Genomic DNA, 24593 nt, shown 5'->3' with positions numbered 1-24593 from the left:
CCGTGAGCGAAACTCAAGCCCCCCGCGCCGACGACGTCTCTCCCGATCCTGTCGTGACTCCCGCCTCGCCGCCGCCGGCACCCCCACCGGCAAGCGTGCGCCGCAAGGGCTCGGGCAAGGCGTCCGGTCTGGCGCTGCTGGCCCTGCTGGTGGCCGCCGGTGGCCTGGGTGTCGGCGGCTGGAGCGTCTGGCAACTGCAGCAGGTGCGTCAGGCCGAGCAGAGTCAGGCCGCCCAGGCCGAGGATCTGCGCAGCCAGCTGCGCCAGCTGGAAATGCGCAACCAGACGTTGAGTGCCGATCTGGGCCGCCTGCCCTCGGCCAACGAGCTGGAAGAGCGCCGCCGTCAGCTTGGTGAGCTGCAGGGCGACCAGCAGCACCTCGCCGAACAGTTCAAGGAGGTGGTCGGCCAGAGTCGCCAGGCTTGGCGCCTGACCGAGGCCGAGCACCTGCTGCGCATGGCCACCCTGCGCATGACCGCGCTGCAGGACGTGCCCAGCGCCCAGAATCTGCTGCAGGGTGTCGATGACATCCTCAAGGCCCAGAACGACCCGGCTGCCTTCGCCGCCCGCCAGCAACTGGCCAATGCCCAGCAGACCCTGCGCCAGCTGCCCGACCTGGATCGCACCGGGCAATTCGTCCAGCTGGCATCGCTGCGCAATCAGGTGCAGAGCCTGGAACCCCTGCCGCCACGCTTTTCCACCACCGTGGCCGACCAGCCCGGCGTCGAAAAGGCCGCGGTACCGCCGAGCAATGCCCTGCAGCAGTGGTGGCAGGATTTCCGCCAGCGCATCTCCAGCTACTTCCGCATCGACTTTTCCGCCGACCAGCCGATTCGTCCGCTGCTGGCCGAGGAGTCCCTGGCCCAGGTCCGCCTGGCCATGAGCCTGGCGCTGGAGCAGGCGCAGTGGGCCGTGCTCAATGGCAATCAGGAGGTCTACCGGCTCTCCATCGAGCAGGCCGAAGACGTCCTCGCCGCCCACTTCAACAACCAGAATCCCGACAGCCGTGCGGTCAAGCTGCGCCTGCAGGAGCTGGCCGAACGGCCGGTCACCTTCGAGGCGCCTGACCTGACGCCGGCCCTGACCGCGCTGCAGGCCTACATCGCCCAGCGTCAGCAAATCCAGCCGAACAATGCCGCCGCCGGCGCGGCTCAGGAGAATCGCCCATGAAGCGCCTGTACCTGCTGTTCCTGTTCGCCCTGCTCGTCGGCCTGGGCGTTGCCGTGGTGCTGGCCAAGGAGCCGGGCTACGTGCTGCTGTCCTACAGCAACTTCCGCTACGAATCGAGTCTCTGGGCCTTCCTGGCTCTGCTGGTGGCGGTCTGGCTGGCTCTCTACATTCTCAAGCTGGTGCTGGGCGCCCTCGGCCTGACCGGCAAGGTGCTCAACCCCTGGTCGCGGCACAATCGCCAGCGCCGCCTGGAGCAGGCGCGCCACAAGGGTCAGCTGGAACTGGCCGAAGGCAACTGGAGCGGTGCCCTCAAGCACCTGAAAGGCGCCGCCGAGCACGCCGACCAGCCGCTGTTCGTCCTGCTGGGCGCCGCCCGCGCCGCCAACGAACTGGGCGACCTCGAAGAACGCGACCGCCTGCTGCGCCAGGCCCGCGAGCGCGAGCCCCAGGCCGACCTGGCCATCGGTCTGCAGCAGGCCCGGTTGCAGATCGACCGCGGCCAGTATCTGGAAGCCCGTGACAGCCTGGCGCCGTTGCAGGCCAAGTATCCGAAGAATGGCGAGGTGCTGCTGCAACTGCAGCGCCTGCAGGTGACCCTGCGCGACTGGCCGGCACTGATCGCCCTGCTGCCGCAACTGCGCAAGCAGCAAGTGCTGCGCCCCCAGGAGCAGGACGACCTGGAGCGCAAGGTCTGGATCGCGACCCTCGACGAGGTGCCCGCCCAGGGCGCGGAATCGGCGGTGGATGCCCAGTGGCAGCAGGTGCCCACGGCGCTCAAGGGCGATGCCTCGGTGGTGCTGGCCTATGCCCGTCAGCTGCGCGCCATCGGCCGCGACGACCTGGCCGAAGAGGTGCTGCACATCACCCTGAATCGCCAGTGGGACGAGCGCCTGGTCGAGCTCTATGGCCAGCTGCGTCCGCGCGATGCCAGTCGTCCGCTGCACCACGCCGAAGGCTGGCTCAAGGATCGCCCCCAGGATGCGGTGCTGCTGCTGGCCCTGGGCCGGTTGTGCATGAACAACCAGCTGTGGGGCAAGGCGCGCGAATATCTGGAGCGCAGTCTGGCGCAGCGGCCGTCCGCAGTCACCGCCGGCGAACTGGCCAGGGTGGCCATCCAGCTGGGCGATGTGGACCGCAGCCAGCAGCTCCTGCAGAGCCAGTGGCGCGAGTCCGACACCACTTCGCTGCCGACGCCGCGGGTCTGACGGCGCGGCTCGTCTGCCCGGGTCCTTGAAAGGTGCCCGGGCTTTCTCTACCGTAACGTCCCAATTCCCTGTTGGAGACGGCGCGTCCGTGACTAGTCCCCGCTTCATCTTCCTGTTCATGGCCGCCACCTGTGCGGTGCTCATGGGCGTCGGTCTCTATCTCGAACACGTGGTCGGCCTCGAGCCTTGCCCGCTGTGCGTCATGCAACGGATCTTCTTCATTCTGGTCGGGGTGGTGGCGCTGATCGCCGGCATCCAGGCGCCGGGCAAGCGCGGACGACGCATCTATGGCGTGGTCCTGCTGCTGCTGGCCGCCGCCGGCGCCGCCACCGCGGGCCGCCAGGTCTATCTGCAGACGGTCCCGGCGGAAGAGCTGGCGGCCTGCCTGCCGAGCCTCGACTACATGATGCAGGCGCTGCCCTTCCAGGAAATCATCCGCCTGGTCCTGCACGGCACCGCCGACTGCGCCGAGGTCAACTGGACGCTGTTCGGTCTGAGTATCCCGGAATGGAGCCTGCTGGCCTTCGTCCTGCTCATGGCCCTGAGCCTGGTCAAGATCTTCCGCCGTCGCTGAGCTTTCTCCGAGCAACGGCACTCGCCTGGCGAGGCGATGTCGGTATAGTTCCTGATAACAGCCGGGCGCCTGCGCCCGGACCGTCTCGCCCGTATAGAGAGCTGCCGTCATGCTAGAAACCTGCCGCAATGCCCAGGAACGCTGGGGTGGGGTCCACCAGCTGATCGACCGCTGGCTGATTGCCCGCCGCGAGCTGGTGACCGCTTACGAAACCCTGGACATGGAGCCCCTGATGGGACCGGTGCGCGAGGTCAGCGAACTGGAGCGGCTCTGCGACATGCTGGTCGACTACATGTCCACCGCGCATTTCGAGATCTACGAGCAACTGGTGGCCGAAGCCCGGGAATTCCAGGACGAGCGCGCCATCGAGTTCGCCGACAGCGTCTATCCGCGCCTGCAGGCCCTGACCGACGCCGCGCTGAACTTCAACGACAGATTCGAGCGCGGGGCCTATCGGGACCCGGGTCTGCTGACCATCGAACTCAAGCTGCTGGGCGAAACCCTGCGCGAGCGCTTCGAACTCGAAGACTGCCTGATCGAGGTGCTGCACACCTCGCACCAGCAACCGCGGCTGGCGTCGGTCTAGCCCCGGTTCCCCCGCGCGGCCTCGGCCAGCAGGTCGAGGTCCGCTGCGGCTGCCTCGCGCGGTGCCAGCGCGTGCAGCCAATCCCCCGGGCCCTGTGCCCCGCGACACGGCCAATGGCCCGCGAGTCGTGCCAGACGCGCGAGCTGTTCACGTTCCGCGGCCAATTCCAGTCCCTTGAGCTGCTCCCGCAGGGCCGCCAGGCTCTCGTCCGCGCTGGACGCGGCCTTCCAGGCCTGGCGCAACTGGCGCAGGGGGCGTACCACCGTATCCTGCCAGTGCTGCGAGGCGCGCTGCAGCCGGGCCAGGCCCTCGGCATCCAGGGCGCAGTTGCGGCGATCCAGCCAGAGCGCCGTCAGCACCAGACAGACGTCGGCGCCGGCCTCTTGCAGACGCAAACAGGCGCCTTCCACGCCGGGCCGGGCGTATACTGCCAACGCGAATTCCCACAGGTCCTCTTGCATGTCCGCCTCCCCGTTCGTGGGTGGTGGAGCTGCTACACTCCGCCGCCATGATCCGACTACAGAACCTTACTCTACAGCGTGGTCCCCAGCGTCTGCTCGAAAGCGCTGAACTGACCCTGCATCCCGGCCAGAAAGCCGGTCTGATCGGTGCCAATGGCGCCGGTAAATCCAGTCTCTTCGCCCTGCTGCGCGGGCAGCTCGGGGCCGATGCCGGCGATTGCCACATCCCGGCGGCCTGGCGCATCGCCCACATGCGCCAGGAGGTGGATACCCTGGAGCGGCTGGCGGTGGACTATGTGCTGGACGGCGACATCGACCTGCGCCGCATCCAGCGCGAACTGGCGGCGGCCGAAGCGGCCCAGGACGGCAACGCCCTTGGCCGGCTGCATGCCGACTTCGAGGCCGCCGACGGCTATACCGCCGATGCCCGCGCCCGCAAGCTGCTGGCCGGTCTGGGCTTTACCGCCGCGCAGATGGAGCGCCAGGTCGGCGACTTCTCCGGTGGCTGGCGGATGCGTCTCAACCTGGCCCAGGCGCTGATGTGCCCCTCGGACCTGCTGCTGCTCGACGAACCCACCAACCACCTGGATCTGGACGCCATCCTCTGGCTGGAAGACTGGCTCAAGGGCTATCCCGGCACCCTGATCCTGATCTCCCACGACCGCGACTTCCTCGATGCCGTGGTCGATCATGTGGTGCACCTGGACCAGCAGAAACTCGTGCTCTATCGCGGCGGCTACTCCAGCTTCGAGCGTACTCGCGCCGAGCGCCTGGCGCAGCAGCAGCAGGCCTACGACAAGCAGCAGGCCCAGCGCGCCCACATGGAGAAGTACATCGCCCGCTTCAAGGCCCAGGCCACCAAGGCCCGTCAGGCACAGAGCCGGATCAAGGCCCTGGAACGCCTGGAAGAGCTGGCGCCGGCCCATGTCGATTCGCCCTTCGAATTCGTCTTCCGCGAGGCGGACAAGCTGTCCAGTCCGTTGCTCGACCTGGCCGAAGGCCGACTCGGCTACGGCGAGACCACCATCCTGCACCCGGTCAAGCTGCAGCTGACACCAGGCGCCCGCATCGGCCTGCTCGGCCCCAACGGCGCCGGCAAGTCGACCCTGATCAAGACCCTGGCCGCCGAACTCGAACCCCTCGGCGGCCGGCTGCAGCGCGGCGAGAACCTGGCCATCGGCTACTTCGCCCAGCACCAGCTCGATTCGCTGGACGCCAAGGCCAGTCCCCTGCTGCACCTGCAACGCATCGCCCCCGGCGAGCGCGAACAGAGCCTGCGCGACTTCCTCGGCGGCTTCGATTTCCGCGGTCCGCGCTGCGACGAGGCGGTGCTGAATTTCTCTGGTGGCGAGAAGGCGCGCCTGGCCCTGGCGCTGATCGCCTGGCAGAAGCCCAATCTGCTGCTGCTGGACGAACCCACCAACCACCTGGACCTGGACATGCGCCTGGCCCTGACCCTGGCCCTGCAGGAATTCGCCGGGGCGGTGCTGGTGGTCTCCCACGATCGTCATCTGCTCAAGAGCACCACCGACGAATTCCTGCTGGTGGCCGATGGCAAGGTGCAGGCCTTCGACGGCGATCTGGACGACTACAGCCGCTGGCTGGTGGACTTCCGCGCCCGCCAGGAGCCGGGCCTCGCCGCCGGTGAGGGCGCCGCGGTCGACAAGACCGATCGCAAGGCCCAGCGCCAGGCCGCTGCCGCCCTGCGCCAGCAGCTGGCACCGCTGAAGAAGGCCGCCGACAAGCTGGAAGCCGAGCTGGGCAAGCTGCAGGAAAGGCTCGCCGCCCTGGAAGCCCGTCTGGGTGACAGCGGCCTCTATGACGCCGCGCGCAAGGAAGAACTGCGCCAGGCGCTGGCCGACCAGGCCGCGGCCAAGACCCGCGAAGCCGAGCTGGAAGAGCAGTGGCTGGAGGCCCTGGAACGGCTGGAAAGCCTGCAAGCCGAACTCGAGGGGGCCTGATGACCGAGTGGCTGCACACCTGGCTGCCGGGGTGGGGCGACTACCTGCTGGTGGCCGGCCAGGTCGCCCTGGTACTGCTGATCGGCTATGTGCTGCAGCGCATCGTCGCCCGCGCCGTCACCGGCCTGGGCGAACGCTATCCGCTGCCGCCGCAGATCGTCCTCGGCCTGCGCGGCACCCTGCGCTGGCTGATCATGGGCAGTGCCATCCTCATGGCCCTGGAGCGCTTCGGGGTGTCCGCAGCGGTGCTCTGGACGGCCATTTCCGGTTTCGTCGCCGTGGCCGCGGTGGCCTTCTTCGCCATCTGGAGCGTGCTCTCCAACCTGTTCTGCGCGGTGCTGATCTTTACCGTCGGCCCCTTCCGCCTGGGCGATCGCATCGAGGTGCTGGACGCCTCGGACAAACCCGGCATCAAGGGCCGGGTGGTGGCGATCAACATGCTCTTCGTGACCCTGCAGGAACTGGACGACAACCAGGAAGGCGCCCTGGTGCAGATTCCCAACACCCAGTTCTTCCAGAAGTCGGTTCGTCGCTGGCGCGATGCCGACGGCTCCTTCGATTTCCATCTCGACAGGTGAACCCATGAGTCTGCAGGTCTGGACCGGTTTCTTCATCGCCTGCTGGATGATCAGTCTCTCGCCCGGAGCCGGGGCGATCGCCTCCATGAGCGCCGGCGTGACCCTGGGCTTCCGCCGCGGCTACTGGACGGCCATCGGTCTGCAGCTGGGACTGGCGCTGCAGATCGCCATCGTTGCCGTGGGCGTCGGCGCCCTGCTGGCGACCTCGCAGCTGGCCTTCACCCTGATAAAGTGGTTCGGTGTGGCCTATCTCGCCTACCTGGCGCTCCGCCAGTGGCGCGCGGCGCCCATGGATCTGGGTAAACAGGTGGTCGGCGAGCGTCTGCCACCGCGGATCGGCGCCCTGGTCATGCGCGGTTTCCTGGTCAACGTCAGCAATCCCAAGGCGCTGATCTTCATGCTCGCGGTGCTGCCGCAATTCGTCGATCCCCATGCGCCCCTGACCGCGCAGTACCTGATCATCGGGGCGACGATGGTCAGTGTCGACCTGATCGTGATGGCGGGCTACACCGGGCTGGCTGCCCGGGTGCTGACCCTGCTGCGCACCCCGCGCCAGCAGCGCATCACCAACCGGGTATTCGCCAGCCTGTTCCTCGCGGCGGCCGCGTTGCTGTCCACGGTGCGCCGCGCCGCGGTCTGAAGCCGGGGCTACCAGACCACCGACTGCCCCTGCCAATCCCAGAAACTGCCGGTCTCGGCCGGCGTACGGGCGGCCAGCACCGCCAGCAGGCGCTCTGCCGCGTAGGCGGGCGTGAACAGCTTGTCCGCCGGCACCCGCGCCTGGAAGGGCCGGGACAACGCCGTGTCCGTGGTGCCGGGATGCAGGGCCAGCACGCAGCTCTGGGGATTGAGCCGGGTCAGCTCGATGCTGGCGCAGCGCAGCCCCTGATTCAGCGCCGCCTTGGCCATCCGATAGCCATACCAGCCACCCAGCTGGTTGTCGCCGATGGAGCCCACGCGTGCCGACAGCGCCGCGATCTGACAGGGATGCTGGCCCTTGAGCAGTGGCGTCAGCTGGCGGATCAGCAGCAGCGGCAGCACGGCATTGGCCAGATAGCTTTCCAGCAGCCCGGCCTGATCCACCTGCGCCAGACTCTTCTCGGCGCGCGCCCGTTCGCCCTGCAGCAGCCCCGAGGCGCACAGCAGCAGATCCAGGCGGGGCGTCTCGTCCGCCAGCCGGGCTGCCAGATCGGTAGTGGTCAGCGGATCGACGTCGAGGCGGCGCAGGCGCGGGCCATGCTGCCGCTCCAGCGCGGCCAGGCCGTCATGCGTCTCGGCGTGGCGCGCGCAGGCCCAGACCCGCGCAATGTCATCACGCGCCAGCAGCTGTTCGCACAGGGCCAGGCCGAGGCCGCCGGTGGCGCCATACACCAGGGCCTGGGCGGGCTGCGCCAGGCGTTGCCAGAAAGTCATGGGGGACTCCAGTCAGGTCGCTATCCCTGTCCGACCGCGCCACTGCGCTGGGGTGCGTTGGCGTAGCGCGGTATCCTGGGCTTTTGCCGGAGAAATTCCCGTGATCCTGTGGATCGATGCCGATGCCTGTCCACGCGCCGCCAAGGAGCTGGTCTGCAAGTTCGCTCTCAAGCGCAAGCTGGAGGTGGTGCTGGTGGCGGGGCAGCCGCAGATCAAGCCGCCCTTCGCCTGTGTCCGCCTGGTGGTGGTCCCCAGTGGCCCCGACGCCGCCGACGACCACCTGGTCGAGCAGGCTCAGCCGGGTGACCTGGTGATCTGCAGCGACATTCCCCTGGCCGATCGGCTGGTGAAGAAGGGCGTGGCCGCCCTGGATCCGCGTGGTCAGGAATTCGACGAGCGCAACATGGGTCAGCGGCTGGCCATGCGCAATCTGATGACCGATCTGCGCGACCAGGGACAGATGGGCGGGGGCCAGGCCGGCTACGGCGAGCGTGATCGCCAGGCCTTCGCCAACGCCCTGGACCGGCTGATCACCCGCCTCCAGCGCAGAGCCGCCGGCTAGGGCGGCCTGCTAGGCGGGCACGGCGGCGAGGGCGGGTTGCTGCAGCCAGGTACGCAGCTGCGGCAACGGCATGGGCCGGCCGAACAGATAGCCCTGCATGAAGTTGCAGCCATTGGCCTGCAGGAACTGGCGTTGCTCGCTGGTTTCCACCCCCTCGGCGACCACATTGAGGCCCAGTTTGTGCGCCATGGCGATGATCGCCGCGGCGATGGCCATGTCGTTGCTCTGCTTGGGGATGGTGCGGACGAAGGCGCGATCGACCTTGAGCGAATCCACCGGCAGCCGACTCAGGTAGGCCAGCGACGAGTAGCCACTGCCGAAATCGTCGATGGATACCCGCACGCCCAGGGTCCGGATCTCGCCGAGCACCTCGACCGCCACGTTGAGGCTGTGCATCAGGGCGTTCTCGGTCACCTCGAGAATCAGCGCCGAGGCCGGCAGATCTTCGGCCTGCAGCGCCCGGGCGATGGACTGGGGCAGGAGGCGATCGCTCAGATTGAGCGCCGAGCAATTCACCGAGACGCGCAGAGCCGCGTGACCTTCGCGGTGCAGCTGGGCGAGGTCCGCGCAGGCCTGGCGCATGACCCAGCCATCCAGGTCGGCGATCAACCCGGTTTCCTCGGCGACGCGGACGAAGCGCTCGGGACTCAGCGGACCCAGGACCGGATGCTGCCAGCGGACCAGGGCTTCCAGGGCCACCGGCGCACCGGCGGGGTCGACGATGGGTTGGTAGGCCACGTGCAGGCCGCCCTGGGCCAGGGCCTGGCGCAGGTCCATCTCCAGGCTCAGCAGGTCGTCGGCGTCGCGCTGGAGTTCGGTGGTGAATCTCTGGCTGCGATTGCGCCCGCTGCGCTTGCAATGGCCGACCGCGAGGCCGGCGCTGCGCAGCAGCTGGCCGGCGTTGGCGCCGTCCTGGGGATAGTGGGCGATGCCCAGGCTGAAGGTCATGGCAATGCGCTGCCCGGCCAGCTCGAAGGGCGGTCGCAACTGCTCCAGCAGGCGCATGGCCAGGGGCTGGCTGTCGCCGCGCTGGCCGAGTGGCAGCAGCAGGCTGAACTCGTCGCCGGCATAGCGGGCCAGCGGCAGGTCGTCATCGAGCACCGCGCGGATCCGCTGCGCCATCTGGATCAGCAGTTCATCGCCAAGGGCATGGCCGAGGCTGTCGTTGATGCGCTTGAAGTGATCGATGTCCAGCATCAGCAGGGCGAACTGCTCACCGGTGCGCGCCTGGCCGATGGCCCGATCGACGGTCTGGATGAAGCTGCCGCCATTGAGCAGGTGGGTGAGGGGATCGTGCAGGGTGATCTGGTCGAGGGTGGTCGAGACCCGCTCCAGCCGCAGGCGCTGGGCATTGAAGCGTTCGCCGGCCCAGGCGGCGAGCAGGCCGACCATGATGATGAACAGGGTGCCGAGGGCGATGCCCATGCCCAGTTCCAGGTGCTGATTGGCTTCCGCCAGGCCGCCGGGTTCGAAACCGATGGGCACGGCGAGGGTGAGGGCGGCCATGCCGGTGAAGTGCATGGAGACGATGGCGAAACCCAGGACCAGACTGCCCAGCAGGCGCAGCCAGAAGGTCCTGAGGCCGGTCCTGCCGCGCAGGCGGAAGGCCAGCAGCAGCGCGCCCAGGGAGGCGAGGCTGGCGACCACCACCGAAACCACCACCAGCAGGGGATCATAGAGCTGCACGGCCACCGACTGCATGGCCAGCATGCCGGTGTAGTGCATGGTCGCGATGCCCAGGCCGGCGGCGAGGGCGGCGAGCCCGTATTGCGGTGCGGTCAGGGACTCGCGCCCGATCAGGTGCATGACCGTATAGGACACGGCGATGGCGATCAGCAGCGAGGCCAGGGTCTGCAGGGGCGCATAGTGCACATGGATGCCGATCTTGAACGACAGCATGGCGAGGAAGTGCATCGACCAGATGCCCCCGCCTAGGGCGACGGCACCGATCAGCTTGGCCAGCTCGCTGCCGCGGCGGGAGCGACTGTTGGTCACCCAGTCGGCCATGGCCAGGGCGGTGTAGCCGGCGGCGCTGGCGATCAGGTACGCCAGCACCACGAGCAGGCTTTCGTACTCGTTGGCAGCCAGGATCTGATGGCCGGGAGGCAGCAGGGTGGAGAAGTTCAGCATGCTCAATCGCCAGCGTGCACACGAGGTTTTGGGAGGGGTTGCTGCTCAGGGCATCGGCAGCGGCAGCCGGGCCTTTAATCCGTTCGATGGACGTACCGGGTGAGGGGCTGCCTGGCCATCAGGCCTTGGGCGTCCGGCTGCGACGCCACAGCCAGAGCAGCAGACCGATCACCACCAGGCCGCCCAGCACCATCAGTTCATACCGCTTGAGATTGCCCAGCACCCCTTCGAGGACGGCGCCGAAATGATAGGCGGCGTAACCGAGCACCGTGGCCCAGACGATGGCACCGATGCCGTTGAGGATCAGATAGCGCGCCGGCGGATAGCCCGACAGGCCGATCGCCACCGGCATCACCGTGCGCAGGCCGTAGACGAAGCGAAAGCTCAGCACCCAGAGGTCCGGATGGCGTCGGATGTGCGCCAGCGCCTTTTCGCCGGCGGCTTCCCACTTGGGTTTGCGCGCCAGCAGCTTGCGCCCGTGGCGCCGGCCGAGGAAGTACCAGAGCTGATCGCCGGCGTAGCTGCCGCAGAAGGCGACCAGGATGACGGTCTGGATGTTCATGTAGTCGCGGAAGGCCAGGAAGCCGGCCAATACCAGAATGGTTTCGCCCTCGAAAAAGGTGCCGAGAAAAAGGGCGAAATAGCCGAAATCATGGAGGAATTGTTGGAGCATTCGGCGCTACACGAGATGAATAAAGATGGCGCAGCCTACCCCGGTTGGCGTCTGGAAAGAAAGTGTGACGGACTTCCGTCCGCCGGGCGCCAGACGGTCAGGCAGGGATTTCGCTGCGACCCTGTGTCACGCCGGGTCCAGCCGGCGTCTGCCTTGGATAGGACCTATAGGCACTCCATATTGTCATCTGCTGTTACCAATCGGTCATGATTGTGGCCTATAACCCATCACACTGACCCGTGATCCGGGTCTGGGAGTCGATCGTGAGTTTTACCCCCATCAACCGTAGCTACCCTGCCACTCGCATGCGCCGTCAGCGCCGCGACGAGTTTTCCCGTCGCCTGATGCGCGAGCATGTGCTGACGGTGGATGACCTGATCCTGCCGGTATTCGTGCTTGATGGCGAAGGCCGCCGCGAGGCGATCCCCTCGATGCCCGGCGTCGAGCGGCTGTCCATCGACCTGCTGCTGGAAGAGGCCGCCGAGCTGGTGGCGCTGGGAATTCCCGCGGTCGCCCTGTTCCCGGTCACCCCCACCGAGCGCAAGTCGCTGGACGGCGCCGAGGCCTACAACCCGGACGGGATCGCCCAGCGCGCCACCCGCGCCCTGCGCGAGCATTTCCCCGAGCTGGGGGTGATCACCGACGTGGCCCTGGATCCCTTCACCACCCACGGCCAGGACGGCATCCTCGACGAGCGCGGCTACGTGCTCAACGACGTCTCGGTCGAGGTGCTGGTCAAGCAGGCGCTGTCCCATGCCGCTGCCGGGGCCCAGGTGATCGCCCCCTCGGACATGATGGACGGTCGCATCGGCGCCATCCGCGCGGCCCTGGAAGACGCCGGTTATCACAACGTGCAGATCATGGCCTACTCGGCCAAGTACGCCAGCGCCTACTATGGGCCGTTCCGCGACGCCGTCGGCTCGGCCGCCAATCTGGGCAAGGGCAACAAGGCCACCTACCAGATGGATCCGGGCAACAGCGACGAGGCGCTGCACGAGATCGCCGGCGACCTGGCCGAGGGCGCCGATTCGGTGATGGTCAAGCCGGGCATGCCCTACCTGGACATCGTCCGCCGGGTCCGCGAGGAATTCCGCGTGCCGACCTTCGTGTACCAGGTGAGCGGCGAGTACGCCATGCACATGGCCGCGATCCAGAACGGCTGGCTGTCCGACGCCGTCATCCTCGAATCGCTCTTGGCCTTCAAGCGTGCTGGGGCCAACGGCATCCTCACCTATTTCGCCAAACGCGCCGCCCAACAACTTCGCCAGGGGCCTTCGCGTTCCTAAGGAGCTTCAATGAGTAGCCAGGGTTTCGTCGAAACCGATCTGCAACAGCCCGTCAGCGCCGAGTCCCTGGAGACCGCGGAGGAGGCGTTGGCGCTGGACGCCGAAGTACCGGCACCCGCCGCCGAGGCGCCGGCCGCGCCCAGCGTGCCGGCGGCCAACGTGGACGACAGCAGCCTCTACATCCATCGCGAGCTGTCGCAGCTGCAGTTCAACATCCGGGTGCTGGAACAGGCCCTCGACGAATCCTATCCGCTGCTCGAGCGGCTCAAGTACCTGCTGATCTTTTCCAGCAACCTGGACGAATTCTTCGAGATCCGCGTGGCGGGTCTGAAGAAGCAGATCACCTTCGCCCGCGAGCAGGCCGGAGCCGACGGCCTGCTGCCGCACCAGGCGCTGGCGCGCATCAGCGACATCGTCCACGGCCAGGTGGAGCGGCAGTACGCCATCCTCAACGACGTGCTCCTGCCGGCCTTGGCCGAGCAGCAGATCCGCTTCATTCGCCGGCGTTACTGGGACGTCAAGATCAAGGCCTGGGTGCGCAAGTTCTTCCGCGACGAGATTGCGCCCATCATCACCCCCATCGGCCTGGATCCGACCCACCCCTTTCCGCTGCTGGTGAACAAGAGCCTCAACTTCATCGTCGAGCTGGAGGGCATGGACGCCTTCGGCCGCGACTCGGGTCTGGCCATCATCCCGGCGCCGCGCCTGCTGCCGCGGATCATCCGGGTGCCGGAGGAGGTCGCCGGGCCCGGCGACAACTACGTCTTCCTGTCCTCCATGATCCACGCCCATGCCGATGACCTCTTCCCCGGCATGAAGGTCAAGGGCTGCTTCCAGTTCCGCCTGACCCGTAACGCCGATCTCTCGGTGGACACCGAGGACGTCGAAGACCTGGCCCGCGCCCTGCGCGGCGAGCTGTTCTCGCGGCGCTACGGCGATGCGGTGCGGCTCGAGGTGGTGGACATCTGCCCGAAACACCTCACCGACTACCTGCTCAAGCAATTCGGCCTGGGCGACAGCGAGCTGTACAAGGTCAATGGTCCGGTCAACCTGACCCGGCTGTTCTCCATCACCGGGCTGGACAGTCACCCGGAGCTGCAGAACGCCCCCTTCACCCCGACCATTCCCAAGCTGCTGCAGAAGAAGGACAACCTCTTCAACGTGCTGGGCAAGCTCGATGTGCTGCTGCTGCACCCCTTCGAGTCCTTTACCCCGGTGATCGACCTGATGCGCCAGGCCGCCAAGGACCCCAACGTCCTGGCGATCAAGCAGACGCTCTACCGCAGCGGCGCCAACTCGGAGATCGTCGACGCCCTGGTGGATGCGGCGCGCAGCGGCAAGGAGGTGACCGCGGTCATCGAATTGCGCGCGCGCTTCGACGAGGAATCCAACCTGCAGCTGGCCAGCCGCCTGCAGCAGGCCGGCGCCGTGGTCATCTATGGCGTGGTGGGCTTCAAGACCCACGCCAAGATGATGCTGATCCTGCGCCGCGAGAATGGCGAGCTGCGCCGCTATGCCCACCTGGGCACCGGCAACTACCACGCCGGCAACGCCAAGCTGTACACCGACTACAGCCTGCTGACCGCCGACGTGGCCCTGACCGAGGACGTGCACAAGCTGTTCAACCAGCTGATCGGCATGGGCAAGACCCTGCGCATGAAGAAGCTGCTGCACGCGCCCTTCACCCTTAAGAAGAACCTGCTGGAGATGATCAACCGCGAAGCGGTGGCGGCCAGCGAAGGGCGGCCGGCGCAGATCATGGCCAAGGTCAACGGCCTCACCGATCCCAAGGTCATCCGCGCCCTCTACAAGGCCAGCCAGGCCGGGGTGAAGATCGACCTGGTGGTGCGCGGCATGTGCTGCCTGCGGCCAGGCGTACCGGGCGTGTCCCACAATATCCAGGTGCGTTCCATCATCGGCCGCTTTCTGGAGCACAGCCGCATCTACTACTTCCTCAACGGTGGCGACGAGAAACTCTATCTCTCCAGCGCCGACTGGATGGAGCGCAACCTCGACATGCGCGTCGAGACCTGCTTCCCGGTGGAGGGCAAGAAGCTCATCAGCCGGGTCAAGAAGGAGCTGGAAGGCTACCTCACCGACAACACTCAGGCCTGGGTGCTGCAGGAAGACGGCAGCTACATCCGCCAATCGCCCACCGGCAACCAGAATGCCCGCAGCGTGCAGGCGACGCTGCTGGAGCGGTTGGCCAGTCCGGTGGTGAATACCCGCTGATGGCGTGTCGGGCCCATGCCGCCATGGGCCCTGACCGGTTTCGTAAGGTGGGTTGAGCGGGAGCGAAGCCCAGCTGTTGCGTGTGCAGCTCTGCACCTTAGGTTTTGTGGGTGCCCTGGCTGTTCATTGAGCTTTGCTGATGCTTCTTGTTTCGCCCACCCGGGCGAGTCACTTTTTTCAAACGCGAAAAAAGTAACCAAAAACGCTTGCCCCGACCATCCAGCCCTAAGCTTCGCTCCGGGTCCGCTCACACCAGCACCGTTCCGGGGTCGGTCCAGATGGGCCATCCATGGCCCACTGAACCTCTCGCCGCATCCATGCGGCTCGACCCACTCCACGGCACTGGCGTTCGCCCTCCTGAACGGGGCGATTCGCTAGCCTGAAAGTTTTGATTGAAAAACCGTAGCGTGGCCAGCGGCGTAGCCTTGTCCACAAAGCCCGCGGTGCATACCAGTGGAAAACGCTGCGCGGTTTTCCACGCTACAAGGATGTGCATCAGGCATCAGGCTTGCGCCCTGTTCCCGTCAGTGAGGCAGAGTCCAGGTGTCGCGGAGGGGGATGCGAGGCAGGACGGCGAGCAAGGCGCAAGGGGCAAGAGTCCACTTCGTGTCGTGCACTTGGAGCGGCGCCGAAGCGAGGGGATCCGGAGCGCAGCGGAGGGCCGAAACGTGGGGCAAGCGTTTTTGCTTACTTTTGTCCGGGGCGCGCAGCCGCGATTGGCAAAAGTGAGTCGCCCGGGTGGGCGAAACAAGAGCCATCAGCAGAGCACGATAATCAGCTAGTGCCGTGAAAGGCTAAAACCCAGGGCGTTGGGCTTCGCTCCCGCTCCACCCAACCTACGAAAAATCCCCTCAGCGTACGCTCAACCGATACCCCACCCGCTCCAGCCACTGGGCCTCCAGCTCGAAATCCGCCTGGGTCAGGGGGTTTTCCGCCAGCCAGCCATCGGGGAATTGCACGTCCAGGCTGCGCTCGCCAGCGCTGAGCTGCACATCCGGAATGCTCTTGTGGCGGATGTGGTGGAAGAGGATGGCGAAGCGCAGCAACAGGGTCAGGCGCAGCAGCGGCTCGCCTTCCGGGCCCAGCTCCTGCAGGCGCTCCAGCGGAATGTTGCGGCGATGACCACGCACCAATAGTGCCAGGGCCTGCTGATCGCGGCGGGAGAAGCCGGGCAGGTCCGAGTGCTCGATCAGGTAAGCACCGTGCTTGTGGTACTGGTAGTGGGCGATGTCCAGGCCGACGCCGTGCAGGCGCGCGGCCCAGCGCAGCAGTTCGGCATGGTTCTCGTCGGTCAGGGCCCAGGCCTCGGCGACCTGTGCCAGGGACTTCAGGGCGCGCTTTTCCACCCGCTCGGCATGGCGCTGATCGACGTGGTAGCGCTCGGCCAGGGCGTTGAGGGTGCGCTCGCGGACGTCTTCGTGGCTGTGCCGGCCGATCATGTCGTAGAGCACCCCTTCGCGCAGGGCGCCTTCGGAGAGATGCATCTCCTGCAGTTCCAGGGCCTTGAACAGGGCTTCGAGGATGGCCAGGCCGCCTGGCAGGATGGCGCGTCGATCCGGCTTCACGCCGTCGATGTTGAGCAGGTTGATGTCACCCTGCTTGAGCAGCTTGCGCTTGAGCCATTCGATGCCGTCCGGGGTGATCTCGCCATTGCTGCGGCCAGCGGCCTGGATCGCCAGGGCCACCGCGCGGATGGTGCCGGAGGCGCCGAGGGCCTGGTGCCAGCCCATCTCCCGCAGGCCCTGGTCGATGTTCATCAGTTCCAGGCGGGCGGCGGTATAGGCGCGAGCGTACTGGGCGGCGGTGATCTTGCCGTCGGCGAAGAATCTCTTGGTGAAGCTGACACAGCCCATCTGCAGGCTTTCGCGCTGCAGGGTCTCGAAGCGCTGGCCGATGATGAATTCGGTGCTGCCGCCGCCGATGTCGGTCACCAGGCGGCGTCCGGGTACATCGGGCATGGAGTGGGACACGCCCAGATAGATGAGGCGAGCCTCTTCGCGACCGGAGATGACCTCGACCGCATGGCCGAGCACGGCTTCGGCGCGCTGGATGAATTCGGCGCGGTTGCGCGCCTCGCGCAGGGCGTTGGTGCCCACCACCCGCACGGCGCCGCGCGGCATGCCGGCGATCAGCTGGGCGAAGCGGCGCAGGCAGTCCAGGCCCCGCTGGATGGCCTCTTCGCTGAGCAGGCGCGACTCGTCCAGACCGGCGGCCAGCTGGATCTTTTCGCCCAACCGCTCAAGAATGCGGATTTCCCCGTGGGAATGGCGCGCCCGGACGATGTGAAAGCTGTTCGAGCCCAGGTCGATCGCGGCGATCAGTTCGTGGGGTTCGGCTGGCGAAGGCTGCATCTGGAGGCTCTCGGCGATAAACCGCGCCATCGTGCCAGCTAGCCGGTGGCGGCTTCAAGCGCACAGCGGTTACGGTTGCGCAAAGTGGCAGGAAAAATAGGGTTTTTCCGCCTCAGGAGGCCACCTGACCGATGAACTGGGCCAGTTCCGGCGTCTGCGGATGGGCGAACAGCTCCTGGGGATGACCGCTTTCGTGCACCTTGCCCTGGTGCATGAACACCAGCTTGTCGCCGACCTCGCGGGCGAATCTCATCTCGTGGGTGACCATGATCAGCGTCATCCCCTCGCGGGCCAGTTGCTTGACCACCATCAGCACCTCGTTGACCAGTTCCGGGTCCAGCGCCGAGGTGATCTCGTCGCAGAGCAACACCTTGGGCGACATGGCCAGGGCGCGGGCGATCGCCACCCGCTGCTGCTGGCCGCCGGAGAGGCGATCCGGATAGCTGTCGAATTTCTCCGCCAGGCCGACCCGTTCGAGCATCTGCCGCGCCAGGGTGCGGGCTTCGTCCTTGCTGGTCTTCTTGACCACCTGGGGCGCCAGCATCACGTTCTCGCCCACGGTCAGGTGCGGGAAGAGGTTGAATTGCTGGAAAACCATGCCGACCTTCTGCCGCAGCGACCTCAGATTGACCCGGGCGGCGTCCAGGTATTCGCCATCCACCTCGATGACGCCGTCGTTGATGGATTCCAGGCCGTTCAGGGTGCGCAGCAGGGTGCTCTTGCCCGAGCCGCTCTTGCCGATGATGGCCACCACCTGGCCTTCCTCGACGGTCAGGTCGATGCCCTTGAGCACATGGTGGTTGCCATAGTGTTTGTGCAGGGCGGTCACTCTAAGCAGCGGCATGCAGTCTCCTTTCCAGCCAGCGGGCGGCCAGCGACAGCGGATAACAGAGGATGAAATAGCCCAGGGCCGCGAGGCCGTAGACGGTGAAGGGCTGGAAGGTCGCATTGGCGAGCATGCCGCCGATCTTGGTCAGTTCGGTGAAGCCGATGATGGAGGTCACCGCGGTGCCCTTGACCACCTGTACCGAGAAGCCCACGGTGGGCGCCACGGCGATGCGCAGTGCCTGGGGCAGGATCACGTGGCGCAACTGCTCGAAGCGGGTCAGCGCCAGGCTTTCCGAGGCTTCCCACTGGCCATGGGGAATGGCGTCGACGCAGCCCCGCCAGATCTCGGCGAGATAGGCGCTGGTGAACAGCGTCAGGGCCAGGCCGGCGGCCAGCCAGGCGGGGACCTCCAGGCCCAGCAGCGACAGGCCGAAGAAGGTCAGGAACAGCTGCATCAGCAGTGGGGTGCCCTGGAACAGCTCGATGTAGCCGCGCGCCAGCAGGCGGAGCGGCCGGAGCGTCGAGTTGCGCGCCAGCAGCACCAGCACGCTGGCCAGGCCGCCGAAGAGGAAGGCCGCCAGCGACAGCACCAGCGTCAGGCCGAGACCGCTGGCCAGGCTGCGCAGGATGTCGGCGAGAGTGAAGTCCATCAGCGCCTCCTGACGATGAAAAAGACGCCCAGCCAGTGCAGCGCCTGGCGCACGCCGATGGCCATGAGCAGATAGATGAGGGTGGTCAGCAGATAGGTTTCGAAGGCGCGGAAATTGCGCGACTGGATGAAGTTGGCGGCAAAGGTCAGCTCTTCGGTGGAGATCTGCGAGCAGACCGCCGAGCCCAGCATCACGATCACCACCTGGCTCGACAGCGCCGGCCAGACCTTGGCCAGCGCCGGGCGCAGGATCACGTAGCGCAGGGTTTCGAAGCGGGTCATGGCCAGGGCCGCCGCCGCTTCCAGCTGGCCGCGCGGGATCGCCTGGATGCCGGCGCGGATGATCTCGGTGGAGTAGGCACCGAGGTTGATGACCATGGCCAGCACCGCCGCCTGGCCGGCTTCGATCCGCACCCCGATGGAGGGCAGGCCGAAGAAGATGAAGAACAGCTGGATCAGGAAGGGCGTGTTGCGGATCAGTTCGACATAGACCCCGAAGGCCTGGGCGAAGGGTTTCAGGCGCCAGGCGCGGCAGGTGGCGCCGACGATGCCGATGAGGATGCCGAAGAAGCCACCGATCACCGTCAGCTCAAGGGTGTAGAGCGCCCCCTTGAGCAGCAGGTCGCTCTGCGCGAGCACGGGCTGGAAGTCGAACTGATACGCCATGGCGCGTCGATCCTCAGAGAGTGGCCGGCAGGGGATCGCCCAGCCATTTTTCGGAGTTCTTGCTCAGGGTGCCGTCGGCGCGGGCCGCGTCGAGAATGGCATCGACCTTGGCCTTGAGCGCCGGCTCGTTCTTGTTGATGCCCACGTACACCGGCGAATCCTTGAGCTTGACCTTGAGCACTGGCTCCTTGGCCGGATTGCGCGCACCGATCACCTTCATCACCACGCTGCCGCTGGCGATCAGCTCGGACTGCCCGGCCAGGTAGGCGGCGATGGTGGAGTTGTTGTCTTCGAAGCGCTTGATCACGCTGTCCTTCGGCGCCACGTCGGTGAGCGCCAGGTCTTCGATGGAGCCGCGGGTGACCGAGATCACCTTGCCGGCCAGCTGCTCGGGCGTGCTGATGGCGGCATCCTTGGGACCGAAGACGCCGAGGTAGAAGGGCGCATAGGGCTTGCTGAAGTCGATGACCTTTTCGCGGTCGGGATTCTTGCCCAGGCTGGAGATGACCAGGTCGACCTTGCCGGTGGTCAGGAAGGGAATGCGGTTGGTGCTGTTGACCGGGGTGACTTCCAGTTTCACGTTCAGCTTGTCCGCCATCAGTTGCGCGGTGTCGATGTCCAGGCCGCGCGGCTTGAGATCCGGGCCGATCGAGCCGAAGGGCGGGAAGTCCTGCGGCACGGCGACCTTGAGCACGCCGCGCTGCTGGATGTCGGCCAGCTGATCGGCTTGGGCGGAGGTGTGCAGGGCGGTCAGGCCCAGGGCGAGCAGGGAGAGGGCGGTCCAGCGCTTGAGCATGACGAGACTCCGAAAGCAGGAAGGGATGGCTCTGCCCAGTGCATTTCATGTGCCAGTCGCCTGCCAGACGGGCGCAAGGGCCGTCTGGCCTGAGGATTGGTCTTACTGGTCTGAACAGTTGTCCCGCTCAGTGCCCTGAACTTTCGCTTGCCGTGAGCCGCTTTGGTGCGCGGCTATGGCGGCGTGCTCTGCCTTGGGGCTGCACTTGAAGTCGCTGTAAATTGGGCATAAAAGGCAAGCTTCTGGACTGACTGGCCTGACCACGCCATGCCCCTCGCTGCCACCCGTGCCGTACCCCAATATGCCGTCGACGCCATTCGCCGGCTGATCGAGACCGAAGGCTATGCCCCCGGCGCGGCCCTGCCCGCGCAGCGCGAGCTGGCCGAGCGGCTGGGGGTGAGTCGCGCCTCCCTGCGCGAGGCGCTGTCCACCCTCAGTGCCCTGGGCCTGGTCAGCGTCCAGCCCGGGCGCGGGGTCTATGTGCAGGAGGCGACGGGCGCGCCGGATGGGCACTGGCCCTTCGCCGGCGAGGTCGCCGCCGCCCATGTCTTCCAGTTGAGATTCGCCCTGGAGGGCTTCGCGGCTGGCCTCGCCGCCGTCACCCTGGGCCCCGCCGACCTGGATCGCCTGGAGGTCAATCTCGCCGCCCTGCACCGGGCGCTGCGGGCCAACGAGCTGGAAGAGGCCGCCGTGCTGGACTTCGATTTCCATCGCCAACTGCTGCTGGCCGCGGACAATCCGGCCATGCTCGCGGTGATCACCAGCAGCCCCGAGCGTTTCCACGAAAGCCAGAAACTGCCCTTCGTGCGCCCCGACCGGGCCCTGGAAACCTGGCAGGAACACCGGCGGATCCTCAGGGCGCTGAGCCGCCGCTCGCCCGCGGCCGCGCAAAAGGCCATGCGCGAACATATCCGCAATGCGGCGCTGCGCAGCGGAACCCCTTTCCCGGTACCTGCGGTCTAACATCAATGCCGGTCATAGCCACCATCAATGTTCGAATGCTTTCGAAGTGACGGCAGCAGGGCTATCATGGGCGTACTTCAAGTCGCACCCGAATTCGGAGAGAGTCAATGAGCGAATACATCACCAACGTCAGCGACGCCAGCTTCGAGCAGGACGTGCTGAAGTCCGACAGCCCCGTGCTGGTCGACTACTGGGCCGAATGGTGCGGTCCCTGCAAGATGATTGCCCCGGTTCTGGACGAGATCGCCAAGGACTACCAAGGCAAGCTCAAGGTCTGCAAGCTGAACATCGACGAAAACCAGGACACCCCGCCGAAGTACGGCGTGCGTGGCATCCCGACCCTGATGCTGTTCAAGAACGGCGCGGTCGAGGCCACCAAGGTCGGCGCCCTGTCCAAGTCGCAACTGGCCGCCTTCCTCGACGCCAACGTCTGAGGGTTCTGGTCGAAAGCCCCGCCATGCGGGGCTTTTTTATGCCTGGACGGCTGGACGAGCACAGGTGCAGGTGCTAGATTCCAGCCACGACCCCATCAGCGGGCCGTCTTCTCATCTGCTGTAGCCGTCAGTTCTCCTCTTCAGAACGCATCCCGCGAAGCTAATCTCGCATCCGGCCGCTCAGCTCGAATCCCTCCTTCGCCTCTTCTCACGTCAACATACGTCTATGAATCTGACCGAACTCAAGCAAAAGCCCATCACGGAACTGTTGGAAATGGCGGATGCCGCGGGCTTGGAAAACATGGCCCGGTCCCGCAAGCAGGACATCATCTTTGCGCTGCTCAAGAAGCACGCCAAGGGTGGCGACGAGATTTCCGGGGATGGCGTGCTGGAGATCCTGCAGGACGGCTTCGGCTTCCTGCGTAGCGCCGACTCCTCCTACCTGGCCGGCCCCGACGACATCTATGTCTCTCCCAGCCAGATCCGCCGCTTCAACCTGCGCACCGGCGACACCATCATCGGCAAGATTCGTCCGCCGAAAGAGGGCGAGCGCTACTTCGCGCTGCTCAAGGTCGACACCATCAACTTCGACCGTCCGGAAAACGCCAAGAACAAGGTGCTGTTCGAGAACCTCACGCCCCTGTTCCCCAACAAGCGCCTGACCATGGAAGCCGGCAACGGCTCCACCGAAGACCTCACCGGTCGGGTCATCGACCTCTGCGCCCCCATCGGCAAGGGTCAGCGCGGTCTGATCGTCGCGCCGCCCAAGGCCGGCAAGACCATCATGCTGCAGAACATCGCGGCCAACATCACCCGCAACAATCCCGAGTGCTACCTCATCGTGCTGCTCATCGACGAGCGTCCCGAGGAAGTGACCGAGATGCAGCGTACCGTACGCGGCGAAGTGGTGGCCTCCACCTTCGACGAGCCGCCGACCCGCCACGTGCAGGTCGCCGACATGGTGATCGAGAAGGCCAAGCGCCTGGTCGAGCACAAGAAGGACGTCGTCATCCTGCTGGACTCCATCACCCGTCTGGCGCGTGCCTACAACACCGTGATCCCCAGTTCCGGCAAGGTGCTCACCGGTGGTGTCGATGCCCACGCCCTGGAGAAGCCCAAGCGCTTCTTCGGTGCCGCCCGTAACATCGAGGAAGGCGGCAGCCTGACCATCATCGCCACCGCGCTGGTGGAAACCGGCTCGAAGATGGACGAGGTGATCTACGAGGAATTCAAGGGCACCGGCAACATGGAGCTGCCCCTGGAGCGTCGCATCGCCGAGAAGCGCGTCTTCCCGGCCATCAACATCAACAAGTCCGGCACCCGCCGCGAAGAACTGCTCACCGACGAGGAAGAGCTGTCCCGCATGTGGATCCTGCGCAAGATCCTGCATCCGATGGACGAGATCGCCGGCATCGAATTCCTCCTCGACAAGTTGCGTCAGACCAAGACCAACAACGAGTTCTTCGATTCGATGAAGCGCAGCAAGTAAGGCGCAGTCGCATGCAAAGGCCGGGAAATCCCGGCCTTTGGCGTTTCTGGGCCAGTGCTTTCTCGATGCGCGACTCAGGCGGTAGACTGCCAGACTTTCCCCAGCGCCAAGAGGCCGCATGCAATACCGAGATCTGCGTGACTTCATCCGCAGCCTGGAGCAGCGTGGTGAACTGAAGCGCGTGACCGCCCCGGTCTCGCCGATCCTCGAGATGACCGAAATCTGCGACCGGACCCTGCGCAAGCAAGGCCCGGCGCTGCTGTTCGAGAATCCCGTGGGCTTCTCCATGCCCGTGCTGGGCAACCTGTTCGGCACGCCCCAGCGCGTAGCCCTGGGCATGGGTGCCGAGGACGTCGGCGCCCTGCGCGAGATCGGCAAGCTGCTGGCCTTCCTCAAGGAGCCCGAGCCGCCCAAGGGCCTCAAGGACGCCTGGTCGAAGCTGCCGATCTACAAGAAGGTCATCAGCATGGCGCCCAAGGTGCTCAAGGACGCCCCCTGCCAGGAGGTGATCGAGGAGGGCGAGGCGGTCGATCTGGGCAAGCTGCCGATCCAGCACTGCTGGCCGGGCGACGTGGCGCCGCTGATCACCTGGGGCCTGACGGTCACCCGCGGCCCCAACAAGGAACGCCAGAACCTCGGCATCTATCGCCAGCAGGTCATCGGCCGCAACAAGCTGATCATGCGCTGGCTGAGCCACAGAGGCGGCGCCCTGGACTTTCGCGAGTGGTGCCAGAAGCATCCCGGCCAGCCCTATCCGGTGGCCGTGGCCCTGGGCGCCGATCCAGCCACCATCCTCGGCGCGGTCACCCCGGTGCCCGATACCCTGTCCGAATACGCCTTCGCCGGCCTCTTGCGCGGCAGTCGCAGCGAACTGGTCAAGTGCGTGGGCAACGACCTGCAGGTGCCGGCCAGCGCCGAGATCGTGCTGGAAGGCGTCATCCATCCGGGCGAGACCGCGCCGGAAGGGCCCTATGGCGATCACACCGGCTACTACAACGAGGTCGATACCTTCCCGGTCTTTACCGTGGAGCGCATCACCCGGCGTCGCGATCCCATCTATCACAGCACCTACACCGGGCGTCCGCCGGACGAGCCGGCCATCCTGGGCGTGGCGCTCAACGAAGTCTTCGTGCCCATCCTGCAAAAGCAGTTTCCGGAAATCGTCGACTTCTATCTGCCGCCGGAAGGCTGCTCGTACCGCATGGCGGTGGTGACCATCAAGAAGCAGTACCCCGGCCACGCCAAGCGGGTGATGCTGGGCGTCTGGTCGTTCCTGCGGCAGTTCATGTACACCAAGTTCGTGATCGTCACCGACGACGACATCAATGCCCGCGACTGGAACGACGTCATCTGGGCGGTCACCACGCGCATGGATCCCAAGCGCGACACCGTGATGATCGACAACACCCCCATCGACTACCTGGACTTCGCCTCGCCGATCTCCGGCCTGGGCTCGAAGATGGGCCTGGATGCCACCCACAAGTGGCCGGGCGAAACCACCCGCGAGTGGGGGCGGGCGATCGTCAAGGACGAAACGGTGGTCAAACGGGTGGACGAGATGTGGTCCAGTCTCGGGATCGATTAACG

General features: G+C 66.2%; 23 protein-coding genes. 14 read left to right on the top strand and 9 right to left on the bottom strand.

Translation table 11 applies throughout. The features are described from left to right. The first annotated feature begins 2 nt into the window (after nucleotides 1-2). From QKY98_RS03350 to rsd, 4 genes are all read left to right on the top strand, one after another. The gene (locus tag QKY98_RS03350) at nucleotides 3-1169 is read left to right on the top strand and encodes a uroporphyrinogen-III C-methyltransferase (RefSeq protein ID WP_284670336.1); all 1167 of its coding nucleotides are present in this window, start codon (nucleotides 3-5) and stop codon (nucleotides 1167-1169) included. Beyond that, nucleotides 1166-2374 carry a heme biosynthesis HemY N-terminal domain-containing protein gene (locus QKY98_RS03345; protein ID WP_027598174.1) on the top strand — a complete coding sequence of 403 codons (1209 nt, stop codon included), beginning with the start codon at nucleotides 1166-1168 and terminating at the stop codon, nucleotides 2372-2374. Before QKY98_RS03350 ends, QKY98_RS03345 begins: the two co-directional genes overlap by 4 nt. Nucleotides 2375-2462: 88 nt before the next feature. Further along, nucleotides 2463-2948 carry a disulfide bond formation protein B gene (locus QKY98_RS03340; RefSeq protein WP_027598175.1) on the top strand — a complete coding sequence of 162 codons (486 nt, stop codon included), beginning with the start codon at nucleotides 2463-2465 and terminating at the stop codon, nucleotides 2946-2948. A gap of 109 nt (nucleotides 2949-3057) precedes the next feature. Next, nucleotides 3058-3534 (top strand): sigma D regulator, encoded by a 477-nt coding sequence (gene rsd / locus QKY98_RS03335; RefSeq protein ID WP_284670335.1) that lies wholly within the window; start codon nucleotides 3058-3060, stop codon nucleotides 3532-3534. Here rsd and QKY98_RS03330 read toward each other — a convergent pair. Further along, a complete protein-coding gene (locus QKY98_RS03330; RefSeq protein ID WP_027598176.1) occupies nucleotides 3531-3995 on the bottom strand; it encodes a TIGR02444 family protein in 465 nt (154 codons plus the stop codon). The two genes, rsd and QKY98_RS03330, sit on opposite strands and share 4 nt — an antisense overlap. A gap of 47 nt (nucleotides 3996-4042) precedes the next feature. On the opposite strand from QKY98_RS03330, the gene QKY98_RS03325 reads away from it, so the two are divergent. Genes QKY98_RS03325 through QKY98_RS03315 form a run of 3 tightly spaced genes read left to right on the top strand, consistent with a single transcriptional unit; the run spans nucleotide 4043 to nucleotide 7174 of the window. Next, complete coding sequence (locus tag QKY98_RS03325) at nucleotides 4043-5956, top strand: ATP-binding cassette domain-containing protein (protein ID WP_007161361.1); 1914 nt, start codon at nucleotides 4043-4045, stop codon at nucleotides 5954-5956. Next, nucleotides 5956-6534: a mechanosensitive ion channel family protein gene (locus QKY98_RS03320; protein WP_027598178.1), complete on the top strand. Its 579-nt coding sequence runs from the start codon at nucleotides 5956-5958 to the stop codon at nucleotides 6532-6534. The genes QKY98_RS03325 and QKY98_RS03320 overlap by 1 nt, the downstream gene beginning before the upstream one ends. Before the next feature lie 4 nt (nucleotides 6535-6538). Continuing rightward, complete coding sequence (locus QKY98_RS03315; RefSeq protein ID WP_027598179.1) at nucleotides 6539-7174, top strand: LysE family transporter; 636 nt, start codon at nucleotides 6539-6541, stop codon at nucleotides 7172-7174. Nucleotides 7175-7182: 8 nt separating this feature from the next. On the opposite strand, the gene QKY98_RS03310 is transcribed toward QKY98_RS03315, so the two are convergent. Next, complete coding sequence (locus QKY98_RS03310) at nucleotides 7183-7947, bottom strand: SDR family NAD(P)-dependent oxidoreductase (protein WP_284670334.1); 765 nt, start codon at nucleotides 7945-7947, stop codon at nucleotides 7183-7185. A 100-nt stretch (nucleotides 7948-8047) separates the two neighbouring features. Here QKY98_RS03310 and QKY98_RS03305 point away from each other — a divergent pair, with 100 nt between their 5' ends. After that, the gene (locus QKY98_RS03305; protein ID WP_284670333.1) at nucleotides 8048-8509 is read left to right on the top strand and encodes a YaiI/YqxD family protein; all 462 of its coding nucleotides are present in this window, start codon (nucleotides 8048-8050) and stop codon (nucleotides 8507-8509) included. A 9-nt stretch (nucleotides 8510-8518) separates the two neighbouring features. Here the strand turns inward: QKY98_RS03305 and QKY98_RS03300 are convergent, their stop codons facing one another. After that, complete coding sequence (locus tag QKY98_RS03300; RefSeq protein WP_081347913.1) at nucleotides 8519-10639, bottom strand: putative bifunctional diguanylate cyclase/phosphodiesterase; 2121 nt, start codon at nucleotides 10637-10639, stop codon at nucleotides 8519-8521. A 118-nt stretch (nucleotides 10640-10757) separates the two neighbouring features. Further along, nucleotides 10758-11312, bottom strand: a complete 555-nt coding sequence (locus tag QKY98_RS03295; RefSeq protein WP_027598182.1) for a DedA family protein — start codon at nucleotides 11310-11312, stop codon at nucleotides 10758-10760. Nucleotides 11313-11575: 263 nt separating this feature from the next. On the opposite strand from QKY98_RS03295, the gene hemB reads away from it, so the two are divergent. Both hemB and ppk1 read left to right on the top strand, forming a co-directional pair. Continuing rightward, on the top strand, nucleotides 11576-12598 hold the full coding sequence (hemB, locus tag QKY98_RS03290; RefSeq protein ID WP_007161353.1) for a porphobilinogen synthase: 1023 nt from the start codon (nucleotides 11576-11578) through the stop codon (nucleotides 12596-12598). A 9-nt stretch (nucleotides 12599-12607) separates the two neighbouring features. Then, the gene (gene ppk1, locus QKY98_RS03285) at nucleotides 12608-14830 is read left to right on the top strand and encodes a polyphosphate kinase 1 (protein WP_145249147.1); all 2223 of its coding nucleotides are present in this window, start codon (nucleotides 12608-12610) and stop codon (nucleotides 14828-14830) included. Nucleotides 14831-15681: 851 nt separating this feature from the next. Here the strand turns inward: ppk1 and ppx are convergent. The 5 genes from ppx to QKY98_RS03260 all read right to left on the bottom strand — a co-directional run bounded on the left by ppx (nucleotide 15682) and on the right by QKY98_RS03260 (nucleotide 20120). Continuing rightward, entirely contained in the window at nucleotides 15682-17181 is a 1500-nt protein-coding gene (gene ppx / locus QKY98_RS03280) for an exopolyphosphatase (protein ID WP_284670332.1), read from the bottom strand. A gap of 112 nt (nucleotides 17182-17293) precedes the next feature. After that, nucleotides 17294-18025, bottom strand: a complete 732-nt coding sequence (locus tag QKY98_RS03275; RefSeq protein ID WP_044341113.1) for an amino acid ABC transporter ATP-binding protein — start codon at nucleotides 18023-18025, stop codon at nucleotides 17294-17296. Further along, nucleotides 18012-18662 carry an amino acid ABC transporter permease gene (locus QKY98_RS03270; protein WP_169886926.1) on the bottom strand — a complete coding sequence of 217 codons (651 nt, stop codon included), beginning with the start codon at nucleotides 18660-18662 and terminating at the stop codon, nucleotides 18012-18014. Before QKY98_RS03270 ends, QKY98_RS03275 begins: the two co-directional genes overlap by 14 nt. Continuing rightward, complete coding sequence (locus QKY98_RS03265) at nucleotides 18659-19324, bottom strand: amino acid ABC transporter permease (protein WP_027598186.1); 666 nt, start codon at nucleotides 19322-19324, stop codon at nucleotides 18659-18661. Before QKY98_RS03265 ends, QKY98_RS03270 begins: the two co-directional genes overlap by 4 nt. 13 nt (nucleotides 19325-19337) lie before the next feature. Further along, on the bottom strand, nucleotides 19338-20120 hold the full coding sequence (locus tag QKY98_RS03260; protein ID WP_027600330.1) for a transporter substrate-binding domain-containing protein: 783 nt from the start codon (nucleotides 20118-20120) through the stop codon (nucleotides 19338-19340). A 267-nt stretch (nucleotides 20121-20387) separates the two neighbouring features. Here QKY98_RS03260 and QKY98_RS03255 point away from each other — a divergent pair, with 267 nt between their 5' ends. The 4 genes from QKY98_RS03255 (at nucleotide 20388) to ubiD (ending at nucleotide 24591) form a co-directional block, all read left to right on the top strand. Beyond that, nucleotides 20388-21083 carry a FadR/GntR family transcriptional regulator gene (locus tag QKY98_RS03255; protein ID WP_284670331.1) on the top strand — a complete coding sequence of 232 codons (696 nt, stop codon included), beginning with the start codon at nucleotides 20388-20390 and terminating at the stop codon, nucleotides 21081-21083. 107 nt (nucleotides 21084-21190) lie between these two features. Further along, on the top strand, nucleotides 21191-21517 hold the full coding sequence (gene trxA, locus QKY98_RS03250; RefSeq protein WP_017639417.1) for a thioredoxin TrxA: 327 nt from the start codon (nucleotides 21191-21193) through the stop codon (nucleotides 21515-21517). Between the two features lie 226 nt (nucleotides 21518-21743). Further along, nucleotides 21744-23006, top strand: a complete 1263-nt coding sequence (gene rho / locus QKY98_RS03245) for a transcription termination factor Rho (protein ID WP_007161344.1) — start codon at nucleotides 21744-21746, stop codon at nucleotides 23004-23006. A gap of 118 nt (nucleotides 23007-23124) precedes the next feature. Beyond that, nucleotides 23125-24591 (top strand): 4-hydroxy-3-polyprenylbenzoate decarboxylase, encoded by a 1467-nt coding sequence (gene ubiD, locus QKY98_RS03240; protein ID WP_284670330.1) that lies wholly within the window; start codon nucleotides 23125-23127, stop codon nucleotides 24589-24591. Nucleotides 24592-24593 lie beyond the last annotated feature (2 nt).

Origin of the sequence: Pseudomonas sp. HR1 (assembly GCF_030175875.1) — a bacterium.
Lineage (GTDB): Bacteria > Pseudomonadota > Gammaproteobacteria > Pseudomonadales > Pseudomonadaceae > Chryseomonas > Chryseomonas oryzihabitans.
The sequence above is the reverse complement of the archived record's forward strand: the minus strand, read 5'-3'. Positions and strand labels throughout refer to the sequence as shown.